This window comes from Kitasatospora sp. GP82, from assembly GCF_029892105.1.
Taxonomy (GTDB): Bacteria; Actinomycetota; Actinomycetes; order Streptomycetales; family Streptomycetaceae; genus Kitasatospora.
In genome coordinates, this window is sequence record NZ_JARZAJ010000016.1 from 134,675 (window position 1) to 159,056 (window position 24,382).

A 24,382-nucleotide genomic window follows, 5' to 3' on the forward strand; every position below is an offset into this window, starting at 1 on the left:
CCCCGAAACGGATGCCATGACACAGCCTCCGCGGCCCGGGTCGGCGGAGGGGCGGACAGCCGGGGACTCCCGGGTCCGCCCCTCTCGGGCCGCCAGGTCCGCCAAGCCGACCACACTGCTCGTCAACCCACCGCTGTGGAACGCCTACGCGCCGCACCTCGCGGTCCCACTGCTGCTCGCCTCGCTGCGCGGGGCGGGCTGGCCCGCCCGGGCCCGCGATCTGAGCGCCGACGTACTGGACCGGCTCCTCTCCGGGGACGGCCTGGAGCGGCTCGGTGCGCGGATGCGCCAACGGAGCACGGGCGGGCACCGGGCGGACCGGAACTTCGAACGGGCCCGGCTGGTGCTGCCCTCGGCGGTCAGGGATGTGGACGAAGCCAAGGCCGTGCTGCGGGACGAGAAGTCGCTGAACGACCACCGGCGCTTCCAGTGGGCCACCAGCACGCTGCGCAACGCCCTCTGGGTGGTCTCCGCCGCACACCCGGGGCTGGCCTTCGACCTCGCCGTCAACGAGCAGCAGTACGCGACGACGTCCACCGCCCAGGTCCTCGCGGCCACCGAGGACCTGATCGGCAACCCGTACCCGGAGCCGCTGGAGGCCGAACTCCGGGACGAGCTCGCGGCACCGGACCTCGGTCTGGTCGCGGTCTCGGTCTCCGCCGACACCCAGCTGATCGCCGCGCTCGGCGTCGCCAGGATCGTCCGCCGGCGGCGGCCCGACGTCCGGGTCGTCTTCGGCGGCAACTACGTCTCCCGACTGGTCACCCGCTGGACCGAGCCCGATCACCCCTTCCTCGACCTGGTCGACGTCTTCGTCGCCTTCGAGGGGGAGGAGGCGCTCCCGGCCCTGTGCGAGGCGTTCTTCGGCGGGGGCAGCCTCGAGCAGGTCCCCGGAGCCGTATGGCGCGAGGGCGGCCGGCTGCGCCGGAACCCCGGCCGGGACGCCGACCTGACGAGCCTTCCGTGCCCCGACTACACCGACTACGACCTGGGCAGGTACTTCGCCCCCGGGCCGCTGCTGCCGCTGCTCGCCTCCCGCAGCTGCGCCTGGAACTGCAGCTTCTGCTCGATCCCCTTCGCCAGCAACAAGTTCCGGATGCGCACACCCTCCGATGTCGTCGACGACATGGACGAGCTGCACCGCAGACACGGCGCCGCCGCCTTCGTCTTCGTGGACGAGATCATGACGCTGCGCTCGATGCGCGGGGTGGCCGAGGAGCTGGTCCGCCGAGGGCGCTCGTACCACTGGTACGCCGAGACCCGCTTCGCCAACGGCTGGAGCCGGGAACTCACCGAGCTGCTGTACGCCTCGGGCTGCCGACGGCTGGCCTTCGGCCTGGAGAGCTACAACCAGCGGATGCTCGACCTGATGCGCAAGGAGGTGCGCATCGACTGGGTGGACCGCAATATCGACGCGCTCCTCGGCGCCGGAATCCCGGTGCACCTCTTCACCATCCTGGGCTTCCCCGGCGAGGTTCCCGAAGAGACCGCCCGGACGGTGGAGTTCGCGCTGGAGACCATCACCAGGTCCCGCGAGGAGTTCGGCAACCCCTACACGACGTGGGGCGCCAGCCCGTTCGTCCTGGACGTGCACTCGCCGGTCGCCCGTCACCCGGAGACCTACGGCGTGCGCCCCGTCGAACCGCCCCCGGAGGCGGACCTCGCGCTCTCACTGGACTACACCGTCACCTCCGGCATGAGCGCGGAGCAGTCCGAGGCCGTCGCCGCAGAGGTGTTCGGCCAGCGCTCCAGCAGCACCCGGCAGTGGTTCCACCGGGTACAGACCCGGGACATCGAGGAGTTCGTCTTCCTGCGGGCCGCGCACGAGGCCGGGATGCCCAAGACGCAGGGCCGGCCGCTGGAGCTGTTCCGCCCGCCGCGCGGGAGCGACCGGGTGCGGCTGGACCCTGCCCTCTGCGCCATCGCCCCCAGGGCGGGTTTCACGGCCGGCGGCCACCCGGCGGCACTGGCCGTCTACGACCCCCGGCACGACGTGGTGCTGACCCTCGCGGGCACGGTCGGTGCCGGAGAGCCGGCACTTCCGCTGGGGCACCGGCTCGCCTTCGACGACCTCTGCGCCGTCCTGGACCGGGCCGCCGGGGCAGACCCGGCCGACGGCACCGAGCACATCGCCTGCGCCATGGCCAGGTACGGGATGCTGCAACTGCCGCAGCCCGCCGCCGCGTTCGACTCGCCCGCCGAGGCGCCCGACGGTGCGCTGCTGGTCGAGGAGCAGCAGGTGGTCGCCGAGGAGGAGAGCCTGCACTGCCTGCCCACCGGCAAGTCCCTGCAGCTGAACGGCGACGCCCGGCGGATCTGGGCGGCCGTCCGGGACGGCGGGCTCCAGCTCGGCACCCTCCGCGCCGCCCTCGGCAGCGATCGCGCCAGGGCGGCGGTCGACCGCTTCGTCCTGGACCTCGTCCGCTTCGGATTCGCCTACCTTCTCGACCCTTCTCGACCCGGAGAACGCCCATGAGTGACACCGCCCGAGCCGGACGCGCCAAGCAGGCGAAGGCGGCCCCGCCCACCACCTTCCCGTTCGACCTGATGCTGGAGAGCGACTTCCCCGGCCCGCTGGGAGAGCTGATCAGGAAGGTCGGTCCCTACTCGCTCCAACCGCCCTACCCGTGGGCCAGTTGGTGCTACGCACAGCTGCTGGCCGGGCGGTTGCGGCAGGTCGGGGGCGACTACGCGGAACTCGGGGTGGGCCTCGGCGGCACCTCGTTGCTGCTGGGACTGATCGCCCGTGAGCAGGGCCGCAGGGTGCGCAGCTACGACAGCTTCGCCGGACTGCCGGCACCGCATCAGGAGTTCGACAACGCCTACTTCAAGGACGGCTTCTACCGCAGCGCCCCACAGCAGGAGGACCTGCTGGAACGCTTCCGGCGGGCACTGCGGCGGTTCGACCTGACCGACACCGTGCAACCCGTCCGGGGCTTCTTCGCGGACACCCTGAGCGGGCCCGACGCCCCGGCAGGACCGCTGGCCTTCGTCCACCTGGACTCGGACCTGTACGACTCGGTGACGCAGTCGCTGGAGGCCGTGTTCGACCTGGTCCCGGAGGGCGGTGCCGTGGTCGTCGACGACTTCTTCCACCCGGCGCAGGGCCCTGCCAGGGCGCTCTCGGACTTCTGCAACCGCAGGGGGTTCAGCCCGGTACTGCACGTGACCTTCCCGTACAGCGTTCTCATGTTCAAGGGCGAGGAGCCCGGACCGGGAGACCGCCGGGCCATCGACGGGAACCACTACTCGCTGGACCTGGTCCGGACGGACAGCGTGCTCCGCCGCGCCGTCGCCCGGAGCGCCGATGACGCGACCGAGCGTTCCGCACAGGCCCGCGCACGACTGCTCCGGCTCCTCGACGCACCCGAACCCGGGTACGCGGACATCTACGAGTACTGGCGGTGCCTGGAGTACTTCTGGCAGCGCATCGACTACCGCCCCGAGGACGGTGCCGTCTGGGAGCTGTGACACCCCGCGCTCCTGACACCCGGGCCGGAGACGGAACAGAGGGGATCGACATCCGGATGATCCGCAGAAACCCGGTATGACGTGGCAGAACCGCGCCGTCCGTATCGGGACCTACCCTGGCCGCATGATCAATGGTGGACACGTCATCATCTACAGCCGTGATGCGGAAGCGGACCGGGCCTTCTTCAGGGATGTGCTGGAGTATCGGCATGTCGACGCGGGAGGCGGCTGAAGTCCTCGGTCCACGGGGCGATCACGGGACATCTGTCATGCCGAATACGTGAGGCCACGGCACTGGCCGCTGCGACATGCCGGACCGGATACTGCTGGTCATGACGATCACTGAACGCGCAGGTCTTCGACGGTTCCCCGTGGTGACGGCGGTGGTGTTCACGGGCACCGCGATGGTGAACCTCCTGCAGTTCGGGGTGCACGGCGTAACGGCGTGAGCGACCGCAGGCCGACCGGCCATGTGAACGGATGTTCGCGAGCTCGAAGCGCGTGCACTGAAGAGCACCGAGTCCATCGTGGGCGTGGTCAGTGCTGGAACGCCTGACCGGCCGACGCCCTGCTCCGATCGGCAGGGACGGGCTCATCGGCGGTGGGTTCAGTGGTGGCGGTTGCCGAGGGCGAAGAGCAGGATCACGAAGCCTGCGAAGAGGTGGGTGCCGGCGATGTAGACCGACGCTCGGATGATCATCGCCTTGCGCTTGCTCTTCTCGTCGCTGACGGCGTTGCTCATGGCTTCTCCTGTGCGGTCATGGGTGAACGGCCACCGCGCGGGCAGGGGCGGATGTGAGGCGTCAGCCTGGTACAGCGGCGTCGGCGAGTACGGCCTTCAGCGTAGGCAGCTCGACGAGCTCCGGTGCCGCGGGGGCGCCGTGGTCGTCGTGGGGGTGATCGTGAAGCGCACGGCGGTCATGGCCGGGTGTCTCCTTTGGGAGTCCTGACCCCGAGCGCGCCGGGCACCTCCGACGGTTCGGAAGAACGGCACACAGCCTCTCCATGACGCTGTGTGCGGCGCTCATGCGCCCTCCTCGCTTCGCTCGCTCACGCCGTGACCTCCTTGGCGCTGGGCACGCGCAGCTCCTCCAGCAGCTGGCCCTGGTCCGCGATCATCTCGCCGAGGATCCGGCGGGCCGTCAGCAGCAGTTCTGCGACGTCCGGGGTGCTGAGCGCGTACACCACCGTGTTGCCACCGCGGGTGGCGGTGACCAGATTGGTGCGCCGCAGGACGGCGAGTTGCTGGGAGAGGCTGGAGGCCTCGATGTCGATGGCCGCGAGCAGGTCGCGCACCGGCATCGGCCCGTCCTGCAGGAGTTCGAGCACGCGGATACGGGCGGGATGGCCGAGCGTGCGGAAGAACTCCGCCTTCGCCTGGTACAGCGGGACGGCCATGCTCAGCTCTCTCCTTCTTCTTCCTCCGCGGTGTGCGCAAGCTCGACGCCGTGGCCGGCCGCGATCCGCAGGAGCCCGGCCACCCGCCCGGCATAGGCCTGGACGCCGTCGTCGTCCCCGAGGTCCTCGGCCTGTCGCAGAGCCCGGCGGGCCTCGGCCAGCTGCTCGCGCAGCTCCGCGCCGAACACTTCGGTCACAGTCACCCTCCCCGTACGGTCGGCATCGGCCGACCAGCCGCACCTCATGCCACTGCTAGCGCACGCCATCATGTATGAATATGAAGAATTTTTCAACTCGTTGTTTTCATGGGCGGTCAGTTCAGGCGATCCTGAGCCCTGGGCATCCGTGGAGCAGTCGACGGTCTGCCGCTCCGTCAGGTGCGGGGCGCTGTGCGGGCACGCCGGGGCCCGCTCCCGGGCCATTCGCGTGGCAACCGGCATGGCTGAGGCCGATGTTGGGGAGGTTCTGCCAATGAGCGCGAACGGTCCGGTCATCGAGGAGATCAGGGACGAGTGGCTGCCCGGCCTGCTGGCCGTGCGGCTGTCCAACCCCGGCCGGCTGGCTGTGGTGGAGGGTTCCCGGGGCGAGGCCGGGTGCTACGACCTGGCGATGCTGGAGCGGGACGTCTGGATGGTCTCCCTCGACGAGGCCAGGCATCTGCTGGTCGCGGTCGATGCCGGCTCCGGTGCGGTGGTCGGCTATGCCGACTATCTCGACGCCCACCCCCGCGACGGGCTGCCGGTCCTGGGCGCGGTGGAGGTCGCCGCCGACCGGCACCGCCGAGGCATCGGCCGCGCCCTGGTCGAGGCCGTTGTGGCCCGGATCCCCGCCGAGGCCACCGCCCTGCGGGTCCGCGTCGTGCCCGGGCGCGACCCGGCCGGCTTCCTGGTCGCAGTCGGCTTTCGCCCGGTCCCCGGCGACGGTGGCGGCCTCCTGGAGCGCGCCGCAGCGCGCTGACCGCCCTTGGTGGGAGGCCGTCCGCTGCCGGGGTGTCGTCCGGGGCGATCCTGTGCCGGGCGCCCCTGCGCCGGGAGGCCCGTCCCGGCCGGCTGCGACTGCGCCGGCTTGCGGGCCAGCAGGTGGGCCTGCTGGAACCTCTCGGTCTCGTCGGGCTCGCGCGCCAGCCTGGCAACCTCGACGAGCCCGGCCCGGCGTAGCAGCTCGGCGATGCCGTCCGGCGACCACTGGTAGGCGAGCGACACCTTGTGGTCGACCTAGTTGCAGTAATTTTCTTCTGCTAAATCTATTGCAGAAGAAATCTTCTGCAACTAGCGTAGCCGTCATGACCGAGCCCCGCCGCCTCACCGATCCCGACATGCTCAAGGGCCTGACCCACCCGATGCGCCGCCGCCTCTACCGGCTGCTGCTCCAGCTCGGCCCCGCCACCGCCACCCTGCTGGGCGAGCACATCGCCGACGCCGACCCCGGGCAGCTCAGCTACCACCTGCGCGAACTCGGCCGCCGCGGCTTCATCGAGGAGGCCCCCGAACTGGCCAGGGACCGGCGTGAGCGCTGGTGGCGGGTCGTCCCGGGCGCGGTCTCCTGGTCCGCCGAGCAGTTCACCGACCCGGCCGACCGAGCCGTCGCCGACACCGTCTACCGCAACACGGTCGCCGACCAGTTCGAACGGCTGAGCGCCTTCGAGGCGGTCAAGGAGACCTGGCCGGCCGAGTGGGCGACCGCCGCGATCACCTCCAACAACTACCTCAGGCTCACCCCCGAGGAGCTGCGCACCCTCAGCGAGGAGCTGCACCAGCTGCTGCGCCGCTGGTCGGCGCTGGGCCGCATCGACCCCGGAACCCGTCCCGAGGATCGCTCCGACGACGGCCGCGAGAACGTCTTCCTCTTCCTGCACGCCTTCCCGGAGAAGCCATGACCCTCACCGCGACCGCCCCCGCCCCCGTCGGGCCGGCTGCCTCCGCCCTCCGCAACGGCTCGTTCCGGCGCTATCTGACCGGTCAGAGCCTGTCTCAGCTCGGCGACCAGGTCTGGTACGTCGCACTCTCCTGGAGCGCCGTCCACCTCGGCTCGGCCGGCACCGCGGGCCTGCTGCTCACCCTCTCCGCACTGCCGCGGCTGCTTCTGCTGCTCTTCGGCGGAGTGCTCGCCGACCGCTACGACATCCGCCGGCTGATGATCGGCAGCGACCTGTTGCGGGTCGTCGTCACCCTCGCCGCCGCCGGAGCCGTCCTGCTCACCCCCGGCATAGCCGTGCTAGCCGCGCTCGCCGTCACCTTCGGCATCGTGGACGCCCTGTTCCTCCCGGCGGCCGGGGCGATGCAGCCCCGTCTGCTCCGCCCCGAGCAGTACGACTCCGGCGCGGTGGTCGCCAATATGGCCGCCAGGCTCGCCCTCTCCCTCGGCGCGCCGCTCGGCGGCCTGATCGTCGCCTGGGGCGGCCTCTCGCTGGCTCTCGCCGTGGACGCCGCCACCTTCGCCCTGTCGGCCGCCACCCTTGCCACCGTCCGCCCGCGCCCGCTGGCCGCAGCCCCGGATGCCACCGCCCCGGACGCCGCGGCCGCGCAGCCCAAGCCCCGCGACTCCTTCGGTCAGGACTTCCGGGCCGGCTTCGCCTTTCTCCTGCGCCACCGCGTCCTCGGCCCGCTCACCCTCGCCGTGCTGCTCACCAACCTGGGTTTCGTCGGCCCCATGAACATCGGTATGGCCGAACTCTCGGCCCATCGCGGCTGGGGCGCGAGCGGCATCGGCCTGATGCTCACCGGCTTCGGCCTCGGCGCGGCCGCCGGTGCCCTGCTGATGGCCAGGGTCAGGGCCGGCGGGCACCCCGCCTGGTGGATCGCGCTGTGCGCGACGGTGCAGGGTGCCGCCCTCCTCGGTACCGCCCTCGCGCCGGACGTGGCCACCGCCGCAGCCCTGACCGGGATGGCAGGTGTGTGCAGCGGCCCGATCGCGGTCCTCGCCTCGGTGCTGACGCAGCGCCACACCCCGGACGGGCTCCGCGGCCGTGTCGCGTCCTTCAACGCCCTGCTCTCCTTCGGCGTCGTCCCGGTCGCCTCCGCCGCCACCGGCTTCCTCATCGCCGCCGTCGGCCTGGACCGCACCTACACCCTCTGCGCCGCGATCGAGGCCGCCGGGCTGCTCCTCCTGCTCGCCCCCGGCTTCCGCCGGGCCCGGATCGAGCACTGAACCGCCGCGGCACGGATTCGATCGTCGACCGGCGATAGTCAGCGATATATCGTCGAAGTATCGAGATGCTTCGGTAGAGGGGCATCGCATCCGATGCTCGAAGGGTGGTGCGCGTCATGCGCCCAGGAAAGCCGTTCTGGAGAGAGGGCCGGCGCCCCGAGCGCGGGGAGTTCCCCGGTGAGAGCTTCGAGGGTCGCCGGGCGTTCGGTGGCTACGGCGGTGGGCCCGGTCGGCCGCCCGGTCCGTTCGGCGGGCCGTTCGGGGGCCCGTTCGGGCCCGGCTTCGGTGGCTGGGGGCGCGGGGGTCACGGTGGCTGGGGCCACGGGCGCCGGGGCGGACGGGCGCGGCGCGGGGATGTCCGCGCGTCGCTGCTCGCGCTGCTCAGGGAGCGGCCGATGCACGGCTACGAGATGATCACCGAGATCGGTGAGCGGACGGGCGGGGCCTGGCGGCCGAGTCCGGGTTCGGTCTACCCGACCCTCCAGCTGCTGGAGGAGGAGGGGCTGATCCGAGCTCAGGAGGTCTCGGGGAAGCGGCAGTTCGAGCTCACCGAGGCCGGCCGGGCGGAGGCCGAGGCCGGGTCGGAGTCCCCCTGGGGCGAGGCCGGTCGCGGCGTCGACTGGGAGGCCGTCCAGGAGGTCGGCCAGGCGCTCGCCGCCGTGGACCACGCGGTCCGCCAGGTGATGACCACCGGCACCGAGGAGCAGCGCACCAAGGGGCTCGCGGTGCTGAGCGAGGCGAGGAGGAAGCTGTATCTGATCCTCGCCGAGGAGGGCTGAGCGCCAGCCGTGAGGCGGGCCCGGTGCCGACCGCCGTCGCCGGGCCCGCCGCTGCCCGTCAGGACGGCGGCGGCATCACTCGGAGGCGGCCTGGTCGTACTCGTACTGCCACCGGCGCCGCCCCTTGGAGTCGCGCTGCTCGGACCGGCGGTAGACCAGCGTGGTGGCCGGCACCTCGCCGTGGGCGGGGACCGGCACCCGGTAGACCTTGGGGACGCTGTTGAGCGGGCTCAGCATGATCGGCAGCACCTTGCCGTCCAGCGGTCCGCCCACGAATTCGGTTTCGGCGCTTCTCATCACCCCAGCGTAGACCGACCGGCGAACGGGCCGGTCGTGGAGAAGCGGTGACGCTGGAGAGACGGAGCAACGGAGCCCCGGTGACGGTGCCGGGACGGCCGCAGCACCGCCCCCGGTCAATCGGACCCGCCCGGCACCCTTATCCTGCTCTGTACGCCCCTGGGGTTCACCCGGGTCTGCGGGCCCTGTACGGGCCGGGTCGGGCGCGCGTCGGTGTGCCTTCCCGCCGAGCCCAACTCTCGTACTCCGTACCGTGACCCAGGCGTTGGCCGTCCGGCAACCCCGGCTCCGGCTCATGGCAGACGTGCCGGATCGAGCACCACTCGGGAAGCAGCAGGCGAACCCGGATGTTGCGTCGGATGTTGCGTCGGTCGCCGTGCCTACCAGGCACGGCAGCTCACGGCAGGGTGCGAAAGGGGTCCGATGGAAGCCAGCGGCAGGTGGACGACCTGGTGGCGGAGGCGTGAGCGGCAGCAGGCGGAGCCTGCGGCAGGCGGTGCGGAAGCGGCCTATCGACTGGATCTGCTGCGAGGTGCCGTCGGAGCGGGCTTCCCGGTCGCCCCGGCCGCGCACCCGGCCGGCTATCGCTGTTCCTGTGACCGCGTCGGCTGTCCGGCCCCCGCCCAGCACCCCGTCTCCTTCGCCTGGCAGACCCAGGCGACCACCGACCCCGAGCAGCTGACCCACTGGCTCGCCCGTGACCCGCAGGCGAACTTCATCACCGCCACCGGCCGCGCGCACGACGTCCTGGACGTCCCCGCCGAGGCCGGCCGGCTCGCCCTGGGCCGGCTCGACGAACTCGGCGTGGGCGGGCCGGTCGCGGCCGTCGGCGACGACCGGTACCTGTTCTTCACGGCCACCCGCGGCACCCCGGTGGACGAGGACGAGTGGTGGCCGAGCGTCCTGGACAGCACACCGGACACCATGTCCGAGCACCCGGGCCTGCGTTGGCACTGCCGGGGCTCGTACACCCTGCTGCCGCCCGCCGCACTGCCGGACGGCTCCCAGGTCCGCTGGCTGAGTGGGCGCGGGCCCGAGCAGCCGCTGCCGGACGCGCTCCGCGTCCTGGACGTTCTCACCGACGCCTGCACCGAGGTGGGTGCCGTCGCCGAGGAGCAGTGGCTCATCGGCTAGCAGCCCGTTTCGGGAGGGGACCTCATCTTTGGAACGGGCCGGGGAGCTTTTCAGGGGCGCGCCCCTGTCTGCTCACCCGTTCCCTTCTGAAGCGGTGGGTCACGGCAGGGTGAGGATCTCCGCGCCGTCCGCCGTGACCACCAGGGTGTGCTCGAACTGGGCGGTCCGCTTGCGGTCCTTGGTGACGACCGTCCAGCCGTCCTCCCAGATCTCGTAGTCGTACGTGCCCAGGGTGAGCATCGGCTCGATGGTGAAGGTCATACCGGGCTTGATGACCTCGGTGGCCCGCTCGCTGTCGTAGTGCGGAATGATCAGACCGGAGTGGAACGACGTGTTGATGCCGTGTCCGGTGAAGTCGCGCACCACGCCGTAGTCGAAGCGCTTGGCGTAGGACTCGATGACGCGGCCGATCACATTGATCTGACGGCCGGGCTTGACCGCCTTGATCGCCCGGTTGAGCGACTCCCGGGTGCGTTCGACCAGCAGCCTGGACTCCTCGTCCACGTCGCCGCAGAGGTAGGTGGCGTTGAGGTCGCCGTGCACGCCGTGGATGTAGGCGGTCGCGTCGATGTTGACGATGTCGCCGTCCTGAAGGACCGTCGAGTCCGGGATGCCGTGGCAGATCACCTCGTTGATCGAGGTGCAGATCGACTTGGGGAAGCCCCGGTAGCCGAGGTCCGAGGGGTACGCGCCGTGGTCGCACATGTACTCGTGGGCAACGGCGTCGAGCGCGTCGGTGGTGACACCCGGCGCGATCAGCTTCGCGGCCTCCGCCATCGCCTGCGCGGCGATCCGGCTCGCGACCCGCATCTTCTCGATCGTCTCGGCGGTCTGCACCTCGGGCCCGGTGTACGGGGTCGGCGCGGGCCTGCCGACGTACTCGGGGCGCGCGATGTGCGCCGGGACCTTGCGGGTGGGGGACTGGATGCCGGGTACGAGAGCCATGGCCGCGAGTCTATCGGCCGGGCGCCGGACTGCCCCGGCTGTGTGTGCGAGCCGGGTACCGGGAATGATCCATACCGAAGCGAACGAGCGACGGGAGAGCACCATGGCGCTGGGAATCGGCCGGAAGCCCACCGGCAAGCCGGGGGAGTGGTTCTACTGCATCAAGCACGCCAAGGTGGAGGAGGGCCCCGAGTGCCCGGCCAAGGACCGTCTCGGTCCGTACACCACCCGGGAGGAGGCCGCCCACGCGCTGGAGATCGCCGCCGAACGGAACCGCGAGTGGCGGAACGACCCGCGCTGGCAGGACACCGAACCGCCGTCCGACGAGCAGGCCTGAGCCCCGCGCTCCCGGTGGTGCGCGGCTGATCCGACGTCCGAGACCTCAGGAAGCGGCTGCCGGTTCCGCCTGCCGCCAGGCACGGACGGCGGCCGCGTGCGGGTCGGTGCGGGAGTCGTAGGCCAGCAGCCTGGGCAGCGTGGCGGTCAGTCCGAGCACGCCGACCACACAGGCCAGTCCGCCGACCCAGACCGAACCGCGGACGCCGATCAGCGCGGCCATGCCGCCCACCCGGACCTGTCCCAGCTGCGGACCGACCGAGTAGCTCAGCAGCTCGACCCCGGCCAGCCGGCCGCGCAGCTCGTCGGGGATCGACTGGTTCCAGATCGCGAAGGTGGCGACGTCCAGCACATACGCGGTCTGCACGCCCGCCACCGCGACGATGACTCCCGCCAGGGCCGGACCTGCCACCGAAGCGGCGTTCCGGTAGAGGGAGTTGAGGGCGAATGCGGCGGTGAGCTGGTCGTGCGCGACGATCCTCGGGGTGAGCGAGTCCAGCGCGGGCCGCTGCAGACCGTCCACGGCGGCGACCAGCGCGGCCACCAGGTAGATCGGCCACAGCACGGGGTGCGGAAGCAGCGCGTTGAGCAGCAGCAGTCCGGAGAGCAGACCCAGACCCGCCTCGGAGAACAGCACCAGCACTCCCGGGCCGGATGGGGGGGGGTAGTGGCTGCGCGTCGCCGCGGCGGTGTTCTTGAATGGACGGATGACCGATGACTCCCGGGTGCCCGAGCACGTCCTGGAACGGCTGCACACCGCCTTACGACGGACCCGTGAACTCACCCGAGACCGACCGGCCACCGGCCTCGAAGGTCGAGTTCACCTCGCCGACGGTGACCGGTGACTGCTGCACCCCGGCCCTGGCCTGGGGCGGCCTCTCCGTCGCCGAGTTCATCCCCCGTGCCCTCTGCGCCAACGCTCCGGGCGGTCTCGTCGTCCGCTATCTGCGCCGCGAGGACCTCAACCGGATGCGCCGCGCCGTCGGCCGCCCCAAGGACCTCCGCCGTGCCGCCGAACTCGAAGGCCGGTAGCGCTTCCTGAACCGGACTCTCCGGCAGCGGCCTACCAGTGGGCGACGGGGGACGAGAGCAGGTGGGTGAAGAACCGGAACCGGGAGCGGGTGCCGGCCGCGGTGCTGACGAGGTGCTGGACGAGGCCGAAGGGCTCCTCGGTGGCGTCCGGGACGACGAGGCGTTCATGGGCGAGAGCGGCGAGTTCCTGGTCGCCGGTGTCGAGGGCGAGGACGGTGGCGCCGCTGCGGCGGGCGTCGTGGACGCGTTCCAGCAGCGGGGCCTCGACGGGGTCCGGCGCGACGACCAGGACGGTGGCGCCACGTCGGGCCTGAGTCAACCGCCCGACGCCGTGGGAGAGATGAACGGGTGAACCGTCCGGGACGCGGTGGCGCAGCAGGACGGGGGACAGGCCGCTCACTCCGGAGCAGGCGGCCTCCGTGTCCAGGTGGGCGGCCAGGTGCCAGGGTTCGTACCCCTCGGTGCCGACCAGCAGCAGCCCGGCGGCCGTGCGGCGGCTGACGGACCGGCGGAGTACGCCGCCGAAGGCCCGGGTGCTCTCCGGCCAGCCGGTACCCGCCAGTGACCGGGTCAGTGCTGAAACTCTCACCGCGTCCATGGCCGTACAGGATGGAGCAGAAGGCCCGGCTTTGGCAGGATCTTCCGCATGAGTACCCACGATTCAGTGACCGAGCAGGACCGCCGGTTCCCCGATGTCTCCCAGCTGGTGGTCGGCGTCCTGGGCGGCACCGGCGACCAGGGCCGCGGCCTGGCCTATCGACTGGCCAAGGCCGGGCAGCAGGTGGTGATCGGCTCCCGTACGGCGGAGCGCGCCGAGGCCGCGGCCGCCGAACTGGGCCTCGGCATCCGGGGCGCGGACAACGCGACCGCCTCCCGGGAGAGCGACCTCGTGATCGTCGCCGTGCCGTGGGACGGCCACGCGGCCACCCTCGCCGCCCTGCGGGAGGAGCTCGCGGGCAAGATCGTGGTGGACTGTGTCAACCCGCTGGGCTTCGACAAGCAGGGCGCGTACGCCCTCAGGCCGGAGGAGGGGAGCGCCGCCCAGCAGGCCGCCGTCCTGCTGCCGGACGCCCGGGTGACGGCGGCCTTCCACCACCTCTCGGCGGTGCTGCTCCAGGACCCCTCGATCGAGCAGATCGACACCGATGTGATGGTGCTCGGCGACGACCGCGAGGCGACCGACATCGTCCAGGCGCTGGCCGCCCGGATCCCCGGGATGCGGGGCATCTTCGCGGGCCGGCTGCGCAACGCCCACCAGGTGGAGTCGCTGGTGGCCAACCTGATCTCGGTGAACCGCCGCTACAAGGCCCACGCGGGCCTGCGCGTCACCGACGTGTGACCATCACCCGTCCGAGCGTGTCCGAAGGGCCCCCTGCGACGGTGCGGGGGGCCCTTCGGCGAGAATGGGACGGTCACTGATTCGTTAGGAGCCCCGAGCCATGCCCCGCACCGCCCTCTACGCCTCGATCGTCTTCGTACTGGCGGTCGCCGCAGCCGTGGTCTCCTTCGTGCAGGGCAACTGGCTGGGCGTGGTGTGGGTGCTGATGGCGGGCGTCTCCAGCAACATCGCCTGGTTCTACCTGCGCCGCGAGCGCCTGGCGAAGGCCGACGCCGCCGGCCGGGGCTAGGCTCTGTCGGCCGATCTTGCCGGGCGCCTCAGTTCTTCCAGAAGCGGAAGAGGTAGTCGCCGAGCGCGGCGTAGGTGCTGTCCACGCCGAAGAGGTCCATGATCCGGTAGACCAGGTCGAAGAACCACCGGTTGACCTCGGACTGCCACAGCACGATGAAGACCGCCAGCAGCCCGTACGGGGCGAAGGGCTCGACCGCCCGGCGGGCCTTCAGCGAGAGCCAGGGCTCGATGATCCCGTAGCCGTCCAGGCCGGGGACCGGGAGCAGGTTCAGCAGGGCCGCGCTGACCTGGAGGAGCCCGAGGAAGCCGAGTGCCGCGGCCAGCGGGGAGACGTTCAGCTCGTGGCCCTCGAGGGTGACGTGCACGGAGGGGTTGTCCAGCCAGCCCGCGCCGATCGGGATCAGTAGGACGGCCGCGCACAGGACGTTCACCAGCGGGCCCGCCGCCGAGATCAGGCTGTGCTTGAGCCTGCCCTGGATCCGGTGCCGCTCGATGTAGACGGCGCCGCCGGGCAGGCCGATGCCGCCCAGGACGACGAAGAGCACGGGCAGCACGAAGCTGAAGATCGCATTGGCGTACTTGAACGGATTGAGCGTCAGGTAGCCCTTGGACCCTATCGTGACGTCACCGCTGTGCATCGCGGTCCGCGCGTGCGCGTACTCGTGCAGGCACAGCGACACCATCCAGCCCGCCACCACGAAGAGGAAGACCCCGAGGCCCGCATTGCCGTACCCCGTCGCCACCGCCCAGCCTGCGGTGCCGAGGGTCGCGAGCAGGACCCAGAAGACCGGGCTGATCCGGCGGTCCTCGCTGCGCGAGCGCTGGGTTTCGGCGAAGGTCATGGCGGCGGTGCTCCGGGAGGTAGGGGAGGGCAAAGGTCGATCATGCAGGGCCGGACGGCGCCTGGACAAGCCGTCCCCCGTGAACGGACGGCGCCGGGCGAGGGTTCCGTGCCGGCCCTCTCCCGGTGGGACAAATGTGCGTGCGCCCTCCCGGCCGTCCACCACAATGGTGTCCGTGCACTACGGCATCCTCGGAACAACCACCGCTCATCAGGACGACGGCACCCCCGTCCCGCTGGGCGGTGCCCGGCTGCGCGCCCTGCTCGCCGCGCTGGTGCTGCGGCAGGGGCGGCCCGTTCCCGCCGAGCTGCTGGTGGACGAGGTCTGGGGAGCCGGGCCCCCGCAGGACTCCTCGGCGGCCCTCCAGACGCTGGTCGGACGGCTGCGCCGCACCATCGGGCGGGACGAGGTCGGCTCGGGGCCCGCCGGGTACTGGCTGACCGGCCGGCACACCGACCTCGGCGAGTTCCAGCGGCTGCTCGCCGAAGGCCGCCAGGCTCTGAGTGCCGCCGACCACGCGCTCGCCGCCGAGCGGATGACCGCCGCGCTCGGCCTCTGGCGCGGCCCCGCCCTGGCCGACCTGCCCGACCGCAGTGGCCCGGCCACCCGGCTGGAGGCCCAGTGCGAGGAGGCCCGCAGGCACCGGATCGGCGCCGAACTGGAGCTCGGCCGGGCCGCGGAACTGACCGCCGAACTGGCCGAACTGTGCGCGGAGCGCCCGCTGGACGAGCAGATGCAGATCCTGCTGATCCGTGCCCTGCACGACAGCGGCCGCACGGCCGAGGCCCTCCAGCAGTACGAGCGCGCCCGCCGGGCACTGGCCGAGCAGCTGGGCGCGGACCCGGGAGCCGGGCTCCAGGCCCTGCACCGCGCACTGCTCCGCTCGACGGCCCCGGAGCCGGCGGTGGCCAGGCAGCCCCAGCCGGAGCCCGCGTCGGCTGCCCCCGTATCCGCAGCCCCGGCGCGCCCGGTCGGCAACCTGCGCCCGAGACTGACCAGCTTCGTCGGTCGCGAGAGTGAACTCACCGCGCTGAAGGCCGCCTTGACGGCAGGACGGCTGACCACGCTCACCGGCCCCGGCGGCTCCGGCAAGACCCGCCTCTCGGTCGAGGCGGGACGGGCCGCCGCCACCGACGGCCAGGCGGCCGCGGGCAGTTGGCCGGACGGTGTCTGGCTGGCCGAGCTGGCCCCGCTGGAGGATCCGGCCGACGTGCCCGGCGCGGTGCTCTCCGCCCTCGGCCTGCGCGAGACCGTCCTGCACACCGGCGGCGCGGTGGGCGAGGTGGCGCGCACGGAGGACCCGGCGCGCCGGATCGTCGAGCACTGCGCCCCGCGCCGGATGCTGCTGGTGCTGGACAACTGCGAGCATCTGATCCAGGCAGCCGCCGAGCTGGTCGACCAACTCCTCGCCGAGTGCCCGGAGCTGACCGTCCTGGCGACCAGTCGCGAGCCGCTCGGGGTGCCCGGTGAGGTGGTGCTGCCGGTGGAGCCGCTGCCCGACCCGGTCGCGCTGCGGCTGCTGGCCGAGCGCGGTGCCGCCGCCCGCCCCGGCTTCGACCCGGCCGAGGACGCCGCAGCCTGCGCCGAGATCTGCCGCCGTCTGGACGGCCTGCCGCTGGCCATCGAACTGGCCGCCGCCCGCCTGCGCGGACTGACCCCGCGCCAGCTCGCCGACCGCCTGGACGGCCGGTTCGCCCTGCTCACCGCCGGATCCCGCACCCTGCTGCCCCGTCAGCAGACCCTGCGCGCCGTGGTCGACTGGAGCTGGGACCTGCTGGGCGAGCGCGAGCGCGCCGTGCTCCGCCGCCTGGCCGTCTTCGCCGGAGGCTGGACGCTCGAGGAGGCCGAGCAGGTCTGCGCCGACGACGCCGAGGTGCCCCGCGAGGAGGTCGCCGACCTGCTGCTCTCGCTGGTGGACAAGTCCCTGCTGGTCGCCGGTCTCGGCGAGGAGACCAGGTACTGGATGCTGGAGACCATCCACGAGTACGCCACCGAGCGGCTCGCCGAGGCCGGCGACCAGCAGGTGGCACTCCGGCACATCCACTGCTTCCGCGAGCTGGTCCGCACCGCCGAACTGAATCTGCACGGCCCCGAACAGCTGCACTGGCTGGCCGTATTGGGGCGCGAGCAGGACAACATCCGCGCCGCGCTGCGCCGTGCGGTGGACTCGGGCGAGGAGCAGGAGGCGCTGATCCTGGCGCTCGGGATGAGCTGGTTCTGGTCGCTGCGCGACTTCCGGACCGAGGCGCGCGGCTGGTACGAGGCGGTCGCCGTGCTCGGCCCCGACCCCTTCGCCGACGATGCGCCCGAGCCCGTCCCACTGCTGGTCGATCCACTGGAGATGCCGTTGCCGATGTCTCCCGAGCTGCTCCAGGAGGCCCGGCGGCAGATCCATCTGCACCGGCTGGTCAGCATGTTCACCGGGAACATGGCGATGCTGGGCGACCCCGCGATCGCGGAGCTCGCCCGCCGGGTGCTGGAGACCTACACCCCGGACCTGCCGCAGTCCTTCCGCTACCCCGCGCTGATGCGGGTCTTCGCGGCCTTCCTGGCAGGGGAGATGGACCAGCTGCGGACTCTGCTGGACGGTGCGGTCGACGGCTGCCGCCGCCACGGGCGGGACGGTGACCTCGCCTTCATCCTGCAGATACGCTCGCGGATGCTCAACGACTGGGCGGGCGGCCTGGACGAGGCGGTCCGGGACAGCGACGAGGCGCTGGAGATCTTCACCAGGGCCGGCGACCGGTGGGGCATCTCCGAGGCGCTGGCCTCCCAGGCCGAGAACGCCTCCAAGCGCGGCGAAAGTGTCCGGGCGGCCGAGGCGTACCGGCGGGCGATCGGGCTGGCCCAGGAGCTCGGAGCCCCGCAGGAGGTACCGCTGCTCCAGGTCCAGCTCGGCGAGACGCTGTTCGCCGACGACCCGGAGGAGGGCGAACGGCTGGTCAGGCAGGCGCTGGAGAGCATCGAGACCGGCAACCGGTCCGCCGACGGGGCGATGCTGTACGGGCGGATGGTGCTCTGCAGCCTGCACGCCTCACGAGGGGAGTACGCCGAGGCGCTGCACCAGATGGACCTCCTGGAGCAGAGCCAGCGGTCGTTCGGCCCGCTGGTACCGGGGATCTTCCGGGGCATCGTGGCCTCGATCCGGGCCTGGGTGGTGGCCCTCGACGGTGATGCGGAGCGGGGCGTGGAGCTGCTGCGCGAGGCGCGGCGGATGGTCAACTCGGTGGACAGCCTGGCCACGGTCTTCACCGAGCACATGACCGTCAAGCTGATCCTGCCGGCCGTCGGGGTGCTGGCGCGGCTCGCCGAGTCGCGGGGCGACCTGCGCCCGGCCAGGCGGGCGGCCGTGCTGCTCGGCGCGCACTGCGCCCTGCACGGCGAACGCGGTTCGCACCTGGAGCGGCAGGAGCGCGAGCGCGGCGACCGGGACCTGCGCAGACTGCTCGGCGAGGACGACTACCGGGAGGCCGTCGCCGATGGCGGCCGCCTCACCCTCACGGAGGCGGCCGCCATGATGAACGACCCTGACGGGGCCGGTGTTTGACGTCACGCCGGACGGTGTGCGGTCAGGCCCGCCTGCGGAACCTGGCCACCGCGAGCGGGGCGGTGACGGCGGTGATCGCCACCGACCACAGCAGCACGACGGTCACGGGGTGGGCCACCGCCCCCTGGCCGTTGATCAGGGCGCGGCAGGCGTCCGCCAGGGCGGACAGCGGGTTGTAGTGGGTGAAGGACTGGAGCCAGCCCGGCATGCTGTTGGTCGGCGCGAAGATCGAACTGCCGAACTGCAGCGGCATCATGACCATCATCGACACTCCCTGGACGGCCTGGGCGCTGCGCAGTGACATGCCCAGGAGCATGGAGATCCAGACGACCGACATCCCGAAGAGCAGCGAGAGGCCGACCGCCGCGAGCAGTTGCAGGGGATCGGTCTTGATCTCAAGGCCGAGGACCATCGCGAAGCCGATCAGGATGGTGAAGGAGAGCAGGCAGCGCAGGGTCTCCGCGGCGATCTTGGAGAGCAGCACCGAGGCCCGGCCAATCGGCAGGGTGCGGAACCGGTCCATCACGCCGGTCTGGAAGTCGCTGTTCAGCCCCGTTCCGACCGCCATCGCCAGATTGAGCCCGGTGGTGCCGAGCAGGCCGGGGATCATGTACTGGATGTAGGTGTGCTGGTCGCCGGAGACCGCGCCGCCGAAGACGTAGGAGAAAAGCACAGTCAGGATGATCGGGACCAGCACGGCGTCCAGGATCGACTCCGGGTCGGCCTTGATCCGCATCAGGTTGCGGCGGGTGAGGGCACCGACGTGCCGCAGGTGGGCGCCGGGCCCGATCCGGGGGTCTGAGGTCTCGTACGCGATCGCGGTGGTCATGCCACGGTCTCCTTCGCGGGGGTCGGGGCGGCGGTGACCGCGGGCTTGGCGGTGATGGCGAGGAAGACCTCGTCCAGGCTCGGCAGTTTGGTGTCGATGGAGGCGATGCCGAAGCTTCGGGTGCCCAGCACGCCCACCACGGTGGTGAGTTGCTCGTCATCGGCGAGCTGCACGGTGAGCACTCCGGCGTCCTCGGAGACGGTGGCGGCCGTGAGGCCGGCCTCGTGCAGGCAGCGGGCCATCTCGGGCAGTTCGGCCGTGTGAGCCGGTGTCACATGCAGGGTGCGGCCGCCGACCTGGGTCTTGAGCTCACTGACACCGCCGCTGGCGATCACCCGGCCCCTGTCGATCACGGTCAGCCCGTGGGCGAGCTGCTCGGCCTCCTCCATGTACTGGGTGGTGAGCAGCACGGTGGAGCCCTCGGCGACCATCCGCTGGACCTCGTCCCAGACCTCGTTGCGGGTACGCGGGTCCAGACCGGTGGTGGGCTCGTCCAGGTAGAGCACCCTGGGGCGGCCGATCATGCTGGCGGCCAGGTCGAGGCGGCGCCGCATACCGCCGGAGTAGGTCTTGGCCGGACGCTTGGCGGCCTCGGTGAGCGAGAAGCGCTCCAGCAGTTCGGTGGCGCGGGCCTTGGCCTCCTTGGCCGGGAGGTCGAGCAGCCGACCGATCAGGTAGAGGTTCTCGTAGCCGGAGAGCAGCTCGTCCACGGAGGCGTACTGGCCGGTGAGGCCGATGGTGCGGCGCAGCTGCCTGGGCTGGCGCAGCACGTCGTAACCGCCGACGTACGCGGTACCGGCGTCCGGCTTGACCAGGGTGGAGAGTACGCGGACCAGGGTGGTCTTGCCGGCGCCGTTGGGGCCGAGCACGCCGAGGACGGTGCCCTGCCTGACGGTGAGGTCGACACCGTCGAGGGCCTTGGTCTCGCCGTAGTGCTTGACGATGCCGCGCACCTCGACGGCATTGCCGCTGCGGGGCCCCCGGTCACTCGGGGCGATGTCGATTCGTGTCATGCCCCCAGGCTGCCGGGGCCGACTGTCACGCCACTGTCATCGCACTGTCCCCGCTGTCATCCCACTGCCAGCGCCTGAGCCACGCAACGCCTGAGCCACGCAGCGCCTGAGCCACGCAGCGCCCAAGGGGCGCGGGGACTGCGCGAAAAACCATGCACTTTGCGGTGCGCGAGTACCCGATCAGCCATGCACCACCAAGGGGCGCGGGGCTCTGCCTGATCAACTGCGTGCGCGACCAGCCCTCCACGGAGGTGCATGGTTTCTCGCGCAGTTCCCCGCGCCCCTGAAGCTGCGCGTTACTCGCCGGGGCGTTACTTGAAGGTGTGTTCCGGTGCCGGGAAGGTCCCTGCGCCGACCTCGGCCGCGAACTCGCGGGCCGCGTCGCCGAGGACGCTCCGCAGGTTGGCGTACTGCTTGACGAACTTCGGCACCCGGCCGGCCGTCATCCCGGCCATGTCGGTCCAGACCAGCACCTGGGCGTCGGTGTCCACCCCGGCGCCGATGCCGACGGTCGGAATCGCCAGCTGTTCGGTGACCTGTGCGGCCAGCTCGGCCGGGACGGCCTCCAGCACCACCGAGAAGGCACCCGCCTGCTGCACGGCCTTTGCGTCCCGCAGCAGCTGGTGCGCGGCTTCGTCGCCGCGGCCCTGCACGGGGTAGCCACCGAAGGCGTGCACCGACTGCGGGGTGAGGCCGATGTGGGCCATCACCGGGATACCGGCCTCGACCAGCAGCTCGATGGCGCGGGCGCTGCGCTCCCCGCCCTCCAGCTTGACGGCGCCGACCCCGGCTTCCTTGAGCAGCCGGGCGGCGTTGTGCATGGCCTGGGCGGGTGACTCCTGGTAGGAGCCGAACGGCAGGTCGGCGACGATCAGCGCGCGCTTGGTACCTCGGACGACGGCTGCGGAGAGCATCACCATCTGATCCATGGTCACCGGCACGGTGGTCTCGTAGCCGAGGTGGCAGTTGCCCGCCGAGTCGCCGACCAGCAGCACCGGGATGCCGGCCTCGTCGAAGACTCCGGCGGTCAGGGCGTCGTACGCGGTGAGCATCGCCCAGCGCTCACCGTGCTGCTTCGCCTTGGCGAGGTCGCGGACGGTCACCCGGCGGTTGGTGACACCGCCGTAGAGGACGGTCGGCGTGCCGCCGTCCGGCGTCTGGGCAGGCGAAAGCGGAGAAGCGTTCATTGAACAGGCTCCTGAAGGGTTGTCGTCTCGTGGCGCCGTGCGGCGTCCCCGGATCTGCTCCCATGCTTGCACGCCGCGCGCCGGGCGCAAAGAGCGGGGACCGGACAGTCCCGCGTGCCGTTCGCCCTGTCCCCGCACCCCGAGTACCCCCGAGGCGGCACCGGTTTTGCCTCGGCTTTACGATACGGCCCCGTCTCGTATCGGAAGTGAGGATATGCTCGGCAGGAAGGGGTTACGAGACGGATCCGGCTCGTAAGTCTGCACATCCTCGTACGGACGGGAACACTCACCGATGTCCACAGCCGCACCGCAGCAGGTCCCCGAGGCGATACATCGCCGCCGCTGGGCGATCCTCGGCACCCTCGTGCTCGCGCTCCTTGTCGTCGTCCTCGACAACTCGATCCTCAACGTGGCGATGAAGACCATCGCCTCGCCCGCCCCCACCGGCCTCGGGGCCAGCCAGAGCGATCTGGAGTGGGCGATCAACTCGTACACGCTGGTCTTCGCCGGCCTGCTCTTCACGGCCGGCCTGCTCGGCGACCGGATCGGCCGAAAGTGGACGCTGCTCGGCGGCATGCTGGTCTTCGGCCTCGGCTCGCTGCTCTCGGCCCTGGCCTCCTCGCCCGGCGAACTGATCACCTTCCGTGCGGTGATGGGCCTCGGCGGTGCCTTTGTGATGCCCGCCACGCTGGCGATCATCATGAACGTCTTCGAGCGGCACGAGCAGCCCAAGGCGATCGGCATCTGGGCCGGTGCGGTGGGCCTGGCGATCGCGATCGGCCCCATCACCGGCGGTGTGCTGATCGAGCACTTCTGGTGGGGCTCGGTCTTCCTGGTCAACGTCCCGATCGTGGCCCTCGCCCTGGTCGCGATGTCGCTCCTGGTCCCCAACTCCCGTGACCCCAGGCCCGGCAAGCTGGACCCGCTCGGTGTGGTGCTCTCGATCATCGGCCTGGTCGCGCTGATCTACGGCATCATCAAGGGCGGCGAGCTGGCCGACTTCACCGCGCCCGCGGCCTGGGGCCCGCTGCTCGGCGGTGTGGTGGCGCTGGTCCTGTTCGTCCTGCACGAGAAGCACACCGACCACCCGGCGCTGGACGTCAGCTGGTTCCGCCGCAAGCAGTTCACCGGCTCCGTCATGGTGATCGGCCTGGTCTTCTTCGCGCTGATGGGCGTCTCCTTCTTCGGCGTCTTCTACACCCAGAGCGTGCGCGGCTACAGCGCCCTTCAGGCCGGTGTGCTGATGCTGCCGATGGCCGCCGCCCAGATGCTCTTCGCACCCCGGGCGCGCCTGGTGGTGGACCGCTTCGGCGTCCGGGCCACCTGTGCCGGCGGTATGGCGCTGATCGCGGTCGGCTTCCTCGGCTACCTGCTGCTCGGCCTCACCACCTCGATCTGGGTGCTGGTCGTGCTGGGCTTCGTGATGGGCGCGGGTATGGCGCACGTCATGCCGCCGGTCACCGTGGCCATCATGGGCTCGCTGCCGCGTGAGAAGGCCGGTGCCGGGTCGGCGATCAACAACACCTTCCGCCAGGTGGGCGGCTCGCTCGGGGTCGCCGTCCTGGGCGCCGTGCTCTCCACCGTGTACCGGGACGGCGTCGCCGACCAGCTGGCCCAGCTCCCCGCCGGGCTGCGCGACAAGGCCGGGGAGTCCCTGGAGGCGACGATGGCGATCGCCGACGGCTCCCACCGCGCCGAGCTGATCGAGCCCGCCAAGGACGCCTTCATCCACGCCATGCACATCGTCGCCGGGCTCTCCGCGGGGATCACCGCGGTCGGTGTGCTGCTCGCCTGGTTCCTGCTTCCGGCCAAGGCCCCGGCCGTGCCCGGCGCCCAGGGGCAGCCGCAGACCGAACGGCAGGAGCCCGCGAAGGTCTGAGCGGCTCGGGGAGGCGGCAGGCCAGGTACGGGCGGCGGGCCAGTTCTGTCGGGGGGTATATCGGCAAGGAGTCGCGGGCCGTGACGCTGAGGCGGGCGCGGGCCGTGGCGGAGGAACGGATGGCGGAGAACCGCTGTGGAGAATAGCGCCATGCAGATCGACACCACGGCCCCGGCGCCACGAGCCGACCTCGACGACCTCGCCGTCGAGTCCGACTGCCCCGCAGTCGAGCCCTGCGCCCGGCGGCGCGGCCGTCCGCGCAGCGAGGCGGCCGAGCAGGCGATCGTCACCGCGGTAGAACGGCTGATGGAGGACGGCGCGGGTCTGGCCGACCTCTCGATCGAGGGAATCGCCTCGGCGGCCGGCGTGGGCAAGGCCACCATCTACCGGCGCTGGCCCAACAAGGAGGCCCTGCTGGTCGACGTGGTCGCCCGGCTGGAGTCCCCCGAGCCCGAGCTCATCGGCGGCACGGTGCGCGAGGAGCTGGTGGCGATGATGGAGTTCATGCGCCGCCGGGGCCTGGCCAAGCGCTCGCGCTGGGTGCTGAAGACCGCGCTCGGCCAGCTGAACAGCTGGCCCGAGCTGCGGACCATCTACCAGCAGCGGGTGGTCGAACCCCGGCGGGAGCTGGTCCGGCAGATCATCCGGCGCGGGGTGGCCGAGGGCGTGTTCCGTTCGGACCTCGACATCGAGCTGCTGGCCGAGGTGGTGATGGGCCCGATCCTGCTGCGGACGGTCTTCTGGGAGGAAGCGCCGCTGGACGATCCCGCGCTGGCCGAGCAGTTGGTCGACGCCGTCCTCAATGGCATCGCCGCGCCCGCCCAGGCCCCGGCCGTGGTGAGTCCCTCCGGTGGTGAATCTCACTGATCGGGCGCGTGCCGCAACCCGCCTCGACGGTACCCGCGTCTGTCCCGGC

The 24,382-nt window shown here is 71.6% G+C and carries 26 protein-coding genes and 1 pseudogene; 16 read left to right on the forward strand and 11 right to left on the reverse strand.

The window, feature by feature from the left end:
- The first annotated feature begins 16 nt into the window (after positions 1-16).
- The 3 genes from P3T39_RS18935 to P3T39_RS18945 all read left to right on the forward strand — a co-directional run bounded on the left by P3T39_RS18935 (position 17) and on the right by P3T39_RS18945 (position 3,703).
- Positions 17-2,476: a radical SAM protein gene (locus P3T39_RS18935; protein WP_280699223.1), complete on the forward strand. Its 2,460-nt coding sequence runs from the start codon at positions 17-19 to the stop codon at positions 2,474-2,476.
- Positions 2,473-3,471, forward strand: a complete 999-nt coding sequence (locus tag P3T39_RS18940; RefSeq protein ID WP_280699226.1) for a TylF/MycF/NovP-related O-methyltransferase — start codon at positions 2,473-2,475, stop codon at positions 3,469-3,471. Before P3T39_RS18935 ends, P3T39_RS18940 begins: the two co-directional genes overlap by 4 nt.
- A 76-nt stretch (positions 3,472-3,547) precedes the next feature.
- Entirely contained in the window at positions 3,548-3,703 is a 156-nt protein-coding gene (locus P3T39_RS18945) for a hypothetical protein (protein WP_280699228.1), read from the forward strand.
- Positions 3,704-4,078: 375 nt separating this feature from the next.
- Here the strand turns inward: P3T39_RS18945 and P3T39_RS18950 are convergent, their stop codons facing one another.
- The 3 genes from P3T39_RS18950 to P3T39_RS18960 form a co-directional block, all read right to left on the reverse strand.
- Complete coding sequence (locus P3T39_RS18950) at positions 4,079-4,213, reverse strand: DUF6126 family protein (protein WP_280699229.1); 135 nt, start codon at positions 4,211-4,213, stop codon at positions 4,079-4,081.
- Between the two features lie 308 nt (positions 4,214-4,521).
- Positions 4,522-4,869, reverse strand: a complete 348-nt coding sequence (locus tag P3T39_RS18955; RefSeq protein ID WP_280699231.1) for a metalloregulator ArsR/SmtB family transcription factor — start codon at positions 4,867-4,869, stop codon at positions 4,522-4,524.
- A 2-nt stretch (positions 4,870-4,871) separates the two neighbouring features.
- A complete protein-coding gene (locus P3T39_RS18960; RefSeq protein ID WP_280699233.1) occupies positions 4,872-5,066 on the reverse strand; it encodes a hypothetical protein in 195 nt (64 codons plus the stop codon).
- 274 nt (positions 5,067-5,340) lie between these two features.
- Between P3T39_RS18960 and P3T39_RS18965 the strand changes: the two genes are divergently transcribed.
- The 5 genes from P3T39_RS18965 (at position 5,341) to P3T39_RS18985 (ending at position 8,795) form a co-directional block, all read left to right on the forward strand.
- Positions 5,341-5,826, forward strand: coding sequence for a GNAT family N-acetyltransferase (locus tag P3T39_RS18965; protein ID WP_280699236.1), 486 nt, complete (start codon positions 5,341-5,343; stop codon positions 5,824-5,826).
- A gap of 32 nt (positions 5,827-5,858) precedes the next feature.
- Positions 5,859-6,026: a hypothetical protein gene (locus P3T39_RS18970; protein WP_280699238.1), complete on the forward strand. Its 168-nt coding sequence runs from the start codon at positions 5,859-5,861 to the stop codon at positions 6,024-6,026.
- A gap of 125 nt (positions 6,027-6,151) precedes the next feature.
- Positions 6,152-6,745: a helix-turn-helix domain-containing protein gene (locus P3T39_RS18975; RefSeq protein WP_280699240.1), complete on the forward strand. Its 594-nt coding sequence runs from the start codon at positions 6,152-6,154 to the stop codon at positions 6,743-6,745.
- Positions 6,742-8,016, forward strand: coding sequence for an MFS transporter (locus tag P3T39_RS18980; protein WP_280699242.1), 1,275 nt, complete (start codon positions 6,742-6,744; stop codon positions 8,014-8,016). The genes P3T39_RS18975 and P3T39_RS18980 overlap by 4 nt, the downstream gene beginning before the upstream one ends.
- Before the next feature lie 116 nt (positions 8,017-8,132).
- The gene (locus tag P3T39_RS18985) at positions 8,133-8,795 is read left to right on the forward strand and encodes a PadR family transcriptional regulator (protein WP_280699244.1); all 663 of its coding nucleotides are present in this window, start codon (positions 8,133-8,135) and stop codon (positions 8,793-8,795) included.
- Positions 8,796-8,870: 75 nt separating this feature from the next.
- On the opposite strand, the gene P3T39_RS18990 is transcribed toward P3T39_RS18985, so the two are convergent.
- On the reverse strand, positions 8,871-9,092 hold the full coding sequence (locus P3T39_RS18990; protein WP_280699247.1) for a hypothetical protein: 222 nt from the start codon (positions 9,090-9,092) through the stop codon (positions 8,871-8,873).
- Between the two features lie 423 nt (positions 9,093-9,515).
- On the opposite strand from P3T39_RS18990, the gene P3T39_RS18995 reads away from it, so the two are divergent.
- A complete protein-coding gene (locus P3T39_RS18995; RefSeq protein WP_280699249.1) occupies positions 9,516-10,226 on the forward strand; it encodes a bifunctional DNA primase/polymerase in 711 nt (236 codons plus the stop codon).
- Between the two features lie 99 nt (positions 10,227-10,325).
- Here the strand turns inward: P3T39_RS18995 and map are convergent, their stop codons facing one another.
- A complete protein-coding gene (map, locus tag P3T39_RS19000) occupies positions 10,326-11,171 on the reverse strand; it encodes a type I methionyl aminopeptidase (protein ID WP_280699251.1) in 846 nt (281 codons plus the stop codon).
- A gap of 103 nt (positions 11,172-11,274) precedes the next feature.
- Here map and P3T39_RS19005 point away from each other — a divergent pair, with 103 nt between their 5' ends.
- Complete coding sequence (locus tag P3T39_RS19005; protein ID WP_280699253.1) at positions 11,275-11,508, forward strand: hypothetical protein; 234 nt, start codon at positions 11,275-11,277, stop codon at positions 11,506-11,508.
- A gap of 45 nt (positions 11,509-11,553) precedes the next feature.
- Here the strand turns inward: P3T39_RS19005 and P3T39_RS19010 are convergent.
- Positions 11,554-12,147 (reverse strand): annotated as a pseudogene (locus P3T39_RS19010) (MFS transporter); the annotation flags it as partial.
- Between the two features lie 134 nt (positions 12,148-12,281).
- On the opposite strand from P3T39_RS19010, the gene P3T39_RS19015 reads away from it, so the two are divergent.
- Complete coding sequence (locus P3T39_RS19015) at positions 12,282-12,539, forward strand: hypothetical protein (protein ID WP_280699254.1); 258 nt, start codon at positions 12,282-12,284, stop codon at positions 12,537-12,539.
- Positions 12,540-12,570: 31 nt separating this feature from the next.
- Here P3T39_RS19015 and P3T39_RS19020 read toward each other — a convergent pair whose 3' ends face one another.
- Positions 12,571-13,137, reverse strand: coding sequence for a hypothetical protein (locus P3T39_RS19020; RefSeq protein ID WP_280699258.1), 567 nt, complete (start codon positions 13,135-13,137; stop codon positions 12,571-12,573).
- Positions 13,138-13,185: 48 nt separating this feature from the next.
- Between P3T39_RS19020 and npdG the strand changes: the two genes are divergently transcribed.
- Both npdG and P3T39_RS19030 read left to right on the forward strand, forming a co-directional pair.
- Complete coding sequence (gene npdG, locus P3T39_RS19025) at positions 13,186-13,878, forward strand: NADPH-dependent F420 reductase (RefSeq protein ID WP_280699260.1); 693 nt, start codon at positions 13,186-13,188, stop codon at positions 13,876-13,878.
- A 100-nt stretch (positions 13,879-13,978) separates the two neighbouring features.
- Positions 13,979-14,167, forward strand: a complete 189-nt coding sequence (locus tag P3T39_RS19030; RefSeq protein WP_280699261.1) for a hypothetical protein — start codon at positions 13,979-13,981, stop codon at positions 14,165-14,167.
- A 28-nt stretch (positions 14,168-14,195) separates the two neighbouring features.
- Here the strand turns inward: P3T39_RS19030 and P3T39_RS19035 are convergent, their stop codons facing one another.
- Positions 14,196-15,011, reverse strand: coding sequence for a site-2 protease family protein (locus tag P3T39_RS19035; protein WP_280699263.1), 816 nt, complete (start codon positions 15,009-15,011; stop codon positions 14,196-14,198).
- A 166-nt stretch (positions 15,012-15,177) separates the two neighbouring features.
- Here P3T39_RS19035 and P3T39_RS19040 point away from each other — a divergent pair, with 166 nt between their 5' ends.
- Positions 15,178-18,558 (forward strand): BTAD domain-containing putative transcriptional regulator, encoded by a 3,381-nt coding sequence (locus P3T39_RS19040; RefSeq protein WP_280699346.1) that lies wholly within the window; start codon positions 15,178-15,180, stop codon positions 18,556-18,558.
- 22 nt (positions 18,559-18,580) lie between these two features.
- Here the strand turns inward: P3T39_RS19040 and P3T39_RS19045 are convergent, their stop codons facing one another.
- The 3 genes from P3T39_RS19045 to panB form a co-directional block, all read right to left on the reverse strand.
- A complete protein-coding gene (locus P3T39_RS19045) occupies positions 18,581-19,387 on the reverse strand; it encodes an ABC transporter permease (RefSeq protein WP_280699265.1) in 807 nt (268 codons plus the stop codon).
- Complete coding sequence (locus tag P3T39_RS19050; RefSeq protein WP_280699267.1) at positions 19,384-20,400, reverse strand: ATP-binding cassette domain-containing protein; 1,017 nt, start codon at positions 20,398-20,400, stop codon at positions 19,384-19,386. The genes P3T39_RS19045 and P3T39_RS19050 overlap by 4 nt, the downstream gene beginning before the upstream one ends.
- A gap of 311 nt (positions 20,401-20,711) precedes the next feature.
- Positions 20,712-21,587, reverse strand: coding sequence for a 3-methyl-2-oxobutanoate hydroxymethyltransferase (gene panB / locus P3T39_RS19055; protein ID WP_280699269.1), 876 nt, complete (start codon positions 21,585-21,587; stop codon positions 20,712-20,714).
- A gap of 292 nt (positions 21,588-21,879) precedes the next feature.
- Here panB and P3T39_RS19060 point away from each other — a divergent pair, with 292 nt between their 5' ends.
- The gene (locus P3T39_RS19060) at positions 21,880-23,466 is read left to right on the forward strand and encodes an MFS transporter (protein WP_280699271.1); all 1,587 of its coding nucleotides are present in this window, start codon (positions 21,880-21,882) and stop codon (positions 23,464-23,466) included.
- 150 nt (positions 23,467-23,616) lie between these two features.
- On the forward strand, positions 23,617-24,333 hold the full coding sequence (locus P3T39_RS19065; protein ID WP_280699273.1) for a TetR/AcrR family transcriptional regulator: 717 nt from the start codon (positions 23,617-23,619) through the stop codon (positions 24,331-24,333).
- The last annotated feature ends 49 nt before the right edge of the window (positions 24,334-24,382 follow it).

Excerpts from the sequence above, each read along its gene's own strand:
- P3T39_RS18985 (WP_280699244.1), top strand. The coding sequence starts at position 8,133 with ATGCGCCCAGGAAAGCCGTTCTGGAGAGAGGGCCGGCGCCCCGAGCGC.
- P3T39_RS19060 (WP_280699271.1), top strand. The coding sequence starts at position 21,880 with ATGTCCACAGCCGCACCGCAGCAGGTCCCCGAGGCGATACATCGCCGC.
- P3T39_RS19005 (WP_280699253.1), top strand. The coding sequence starts at position 11,275 with ATGGCGCTGGGAATCGGCCGGAAGCCCACCGGCAAGCCGGGGGAGTGG.
- P3T39_RS19065 (WP_280699273.1), top strand. The coding sequence starts at position 23,617 with ATGCAGATCGACACCACGGCCCCGGCGCCACGAGCCGACCTCGACGAC.
- map (WP_280699251.1), bottom strand. The coding sequence starts at position 11,171 with ATGGCTCTCGTACCCGGCATCCAGTCCCCCACCCGCAAGGTCCCGGCG.
- P3T39_RS19050 (WP_280699267.1), bottom strand. The coding sequence starts at position 20,400 with ATGACACGAATCGACATCGCCCCGAGTGACCGGGGGCCCCGCAGCGGC.
- P3T39_RS18975 (WP_280699240.1), top strand. The coding sequence starts at position 6,152 with ATGACCGAGCCCCGCCGCCTCACCGATCCCGACATGCTCAAGGGCCTG.
- P3T39_RS19040 (WP_280699346.1), top strand. The coding sequence starts at position 15,178 with ATGGTGTCCGTGCACTACGGCATCCTCGGAACAACCACCGCTCATCAG.
- P3T39_RS19045 (WP_280699265.1), bottom strand. The coding sequence starts at position 19,387 with ATGACCACCGCGATCGCGTACGAGACCTCAGACCCCCGGATCGGGCCC.
- P3T39_RS19030 (WP_280699261.1), top strand. The coding sequence starts at position 13,979 with ATGCCCCGCACCGCCCTCTACGCCTCGATCGTCTTCGTACTGGCGGTC.
- P3T39_RS18965 (WP_280699236.1), top strand. The coding sequence starts at position 5,341 with ATGAGCGCGAACGGTCCGGTCATCGAGGAGATCAGGGACGAGTGGCTG.
- P3T39_RS19020 (WP_280699258.1), bottom strand. The coding sequence starts at position 13,137 with ATGGACGCGGTGAGAGTTTCAGCACTGACCCGGTCACTGGCGGGTACC.
- P3T39_RS18980 (WP_280699242.1), top strand. The coding sequence starts at position 6,742 with ATGACCCTCACCGCGACCGCCCCCGCCCCCGTCGGGCCGGCTGCCTCC.
- panB (WP_280699269.1), bottom strand. The coding sequence starts at position 21,587 with ATGAACGCTTCTCCGCTTTCGCCTGCCCAGACGCCGGACGGCGGCACG.
- P3T39_RS18945 (WP_280699228.1), top strand. The coding sequence starts at position 3,548 with ATGACGTGGCAGAACCGCGCCGTCCGTATCGGGACCTACCCTGGCCGC.
- P3T39_RS18955 (WP_280699231.1), bottom strand. The coding sequence starts at position 4,869 with ATGGCCGTCCCGCTGTACCAGGCGAAGGCGGAGTTCTTCCGCACGCTC.
- P3T39_RS18940 (WP_280699226.1), top strand. The coding sequence starts at position 2,473 with ATGAGTGACACCGCCCGAGCCGGACGCGCCAAGCAGGCGAAGGCGGCC.
- P3T39_RS18990 (WP_280699247.1), bottom strand. The coding sequence starts at position 9,092 with ATGAGAAGCGCCGAAACCGAATTCGTGGGCGGACCGCTGGACGGCAAG.
- P3T39_RS19035 (WP_280699263.1), bottom strand. The coding sequence starts at position 15,011 with ATGACCTTCGCCGAAACCCAGCGCTCGCGCAGCGAGGACCGCCGGATC.
- P3T39_RS18950 (WP_280699229.1), bottom strand. The coding sequence starts at position 4,213 with ATGAGCAACGCCGTCAGCGACGAGAAGAGCAAGCGCAAGGCGATGATC.
- P3T39_RS18995 (WP_280699249.1), top strand. The coding sequence starts at position 9,516 with ATGGAAGCCAGCGGCAGGTGGACGACCTGGTGGCGGAGGCGTGAGCGG.
- P3T39_RS18935 (WP_280699223.1), top strand. The coding sequence starts at position 17 with ATGACACAGCCTCCGCGGCCCGGGTCGGCGGAGGGGCGGACAGCCGGG.
- npdG (WP_280699260.1), top strand. The coding sequence starts at position 13,186 with ATGAGTACCCACGATTCAGTGACCGAGCAGGACCGCCGGTTCCCCGAT.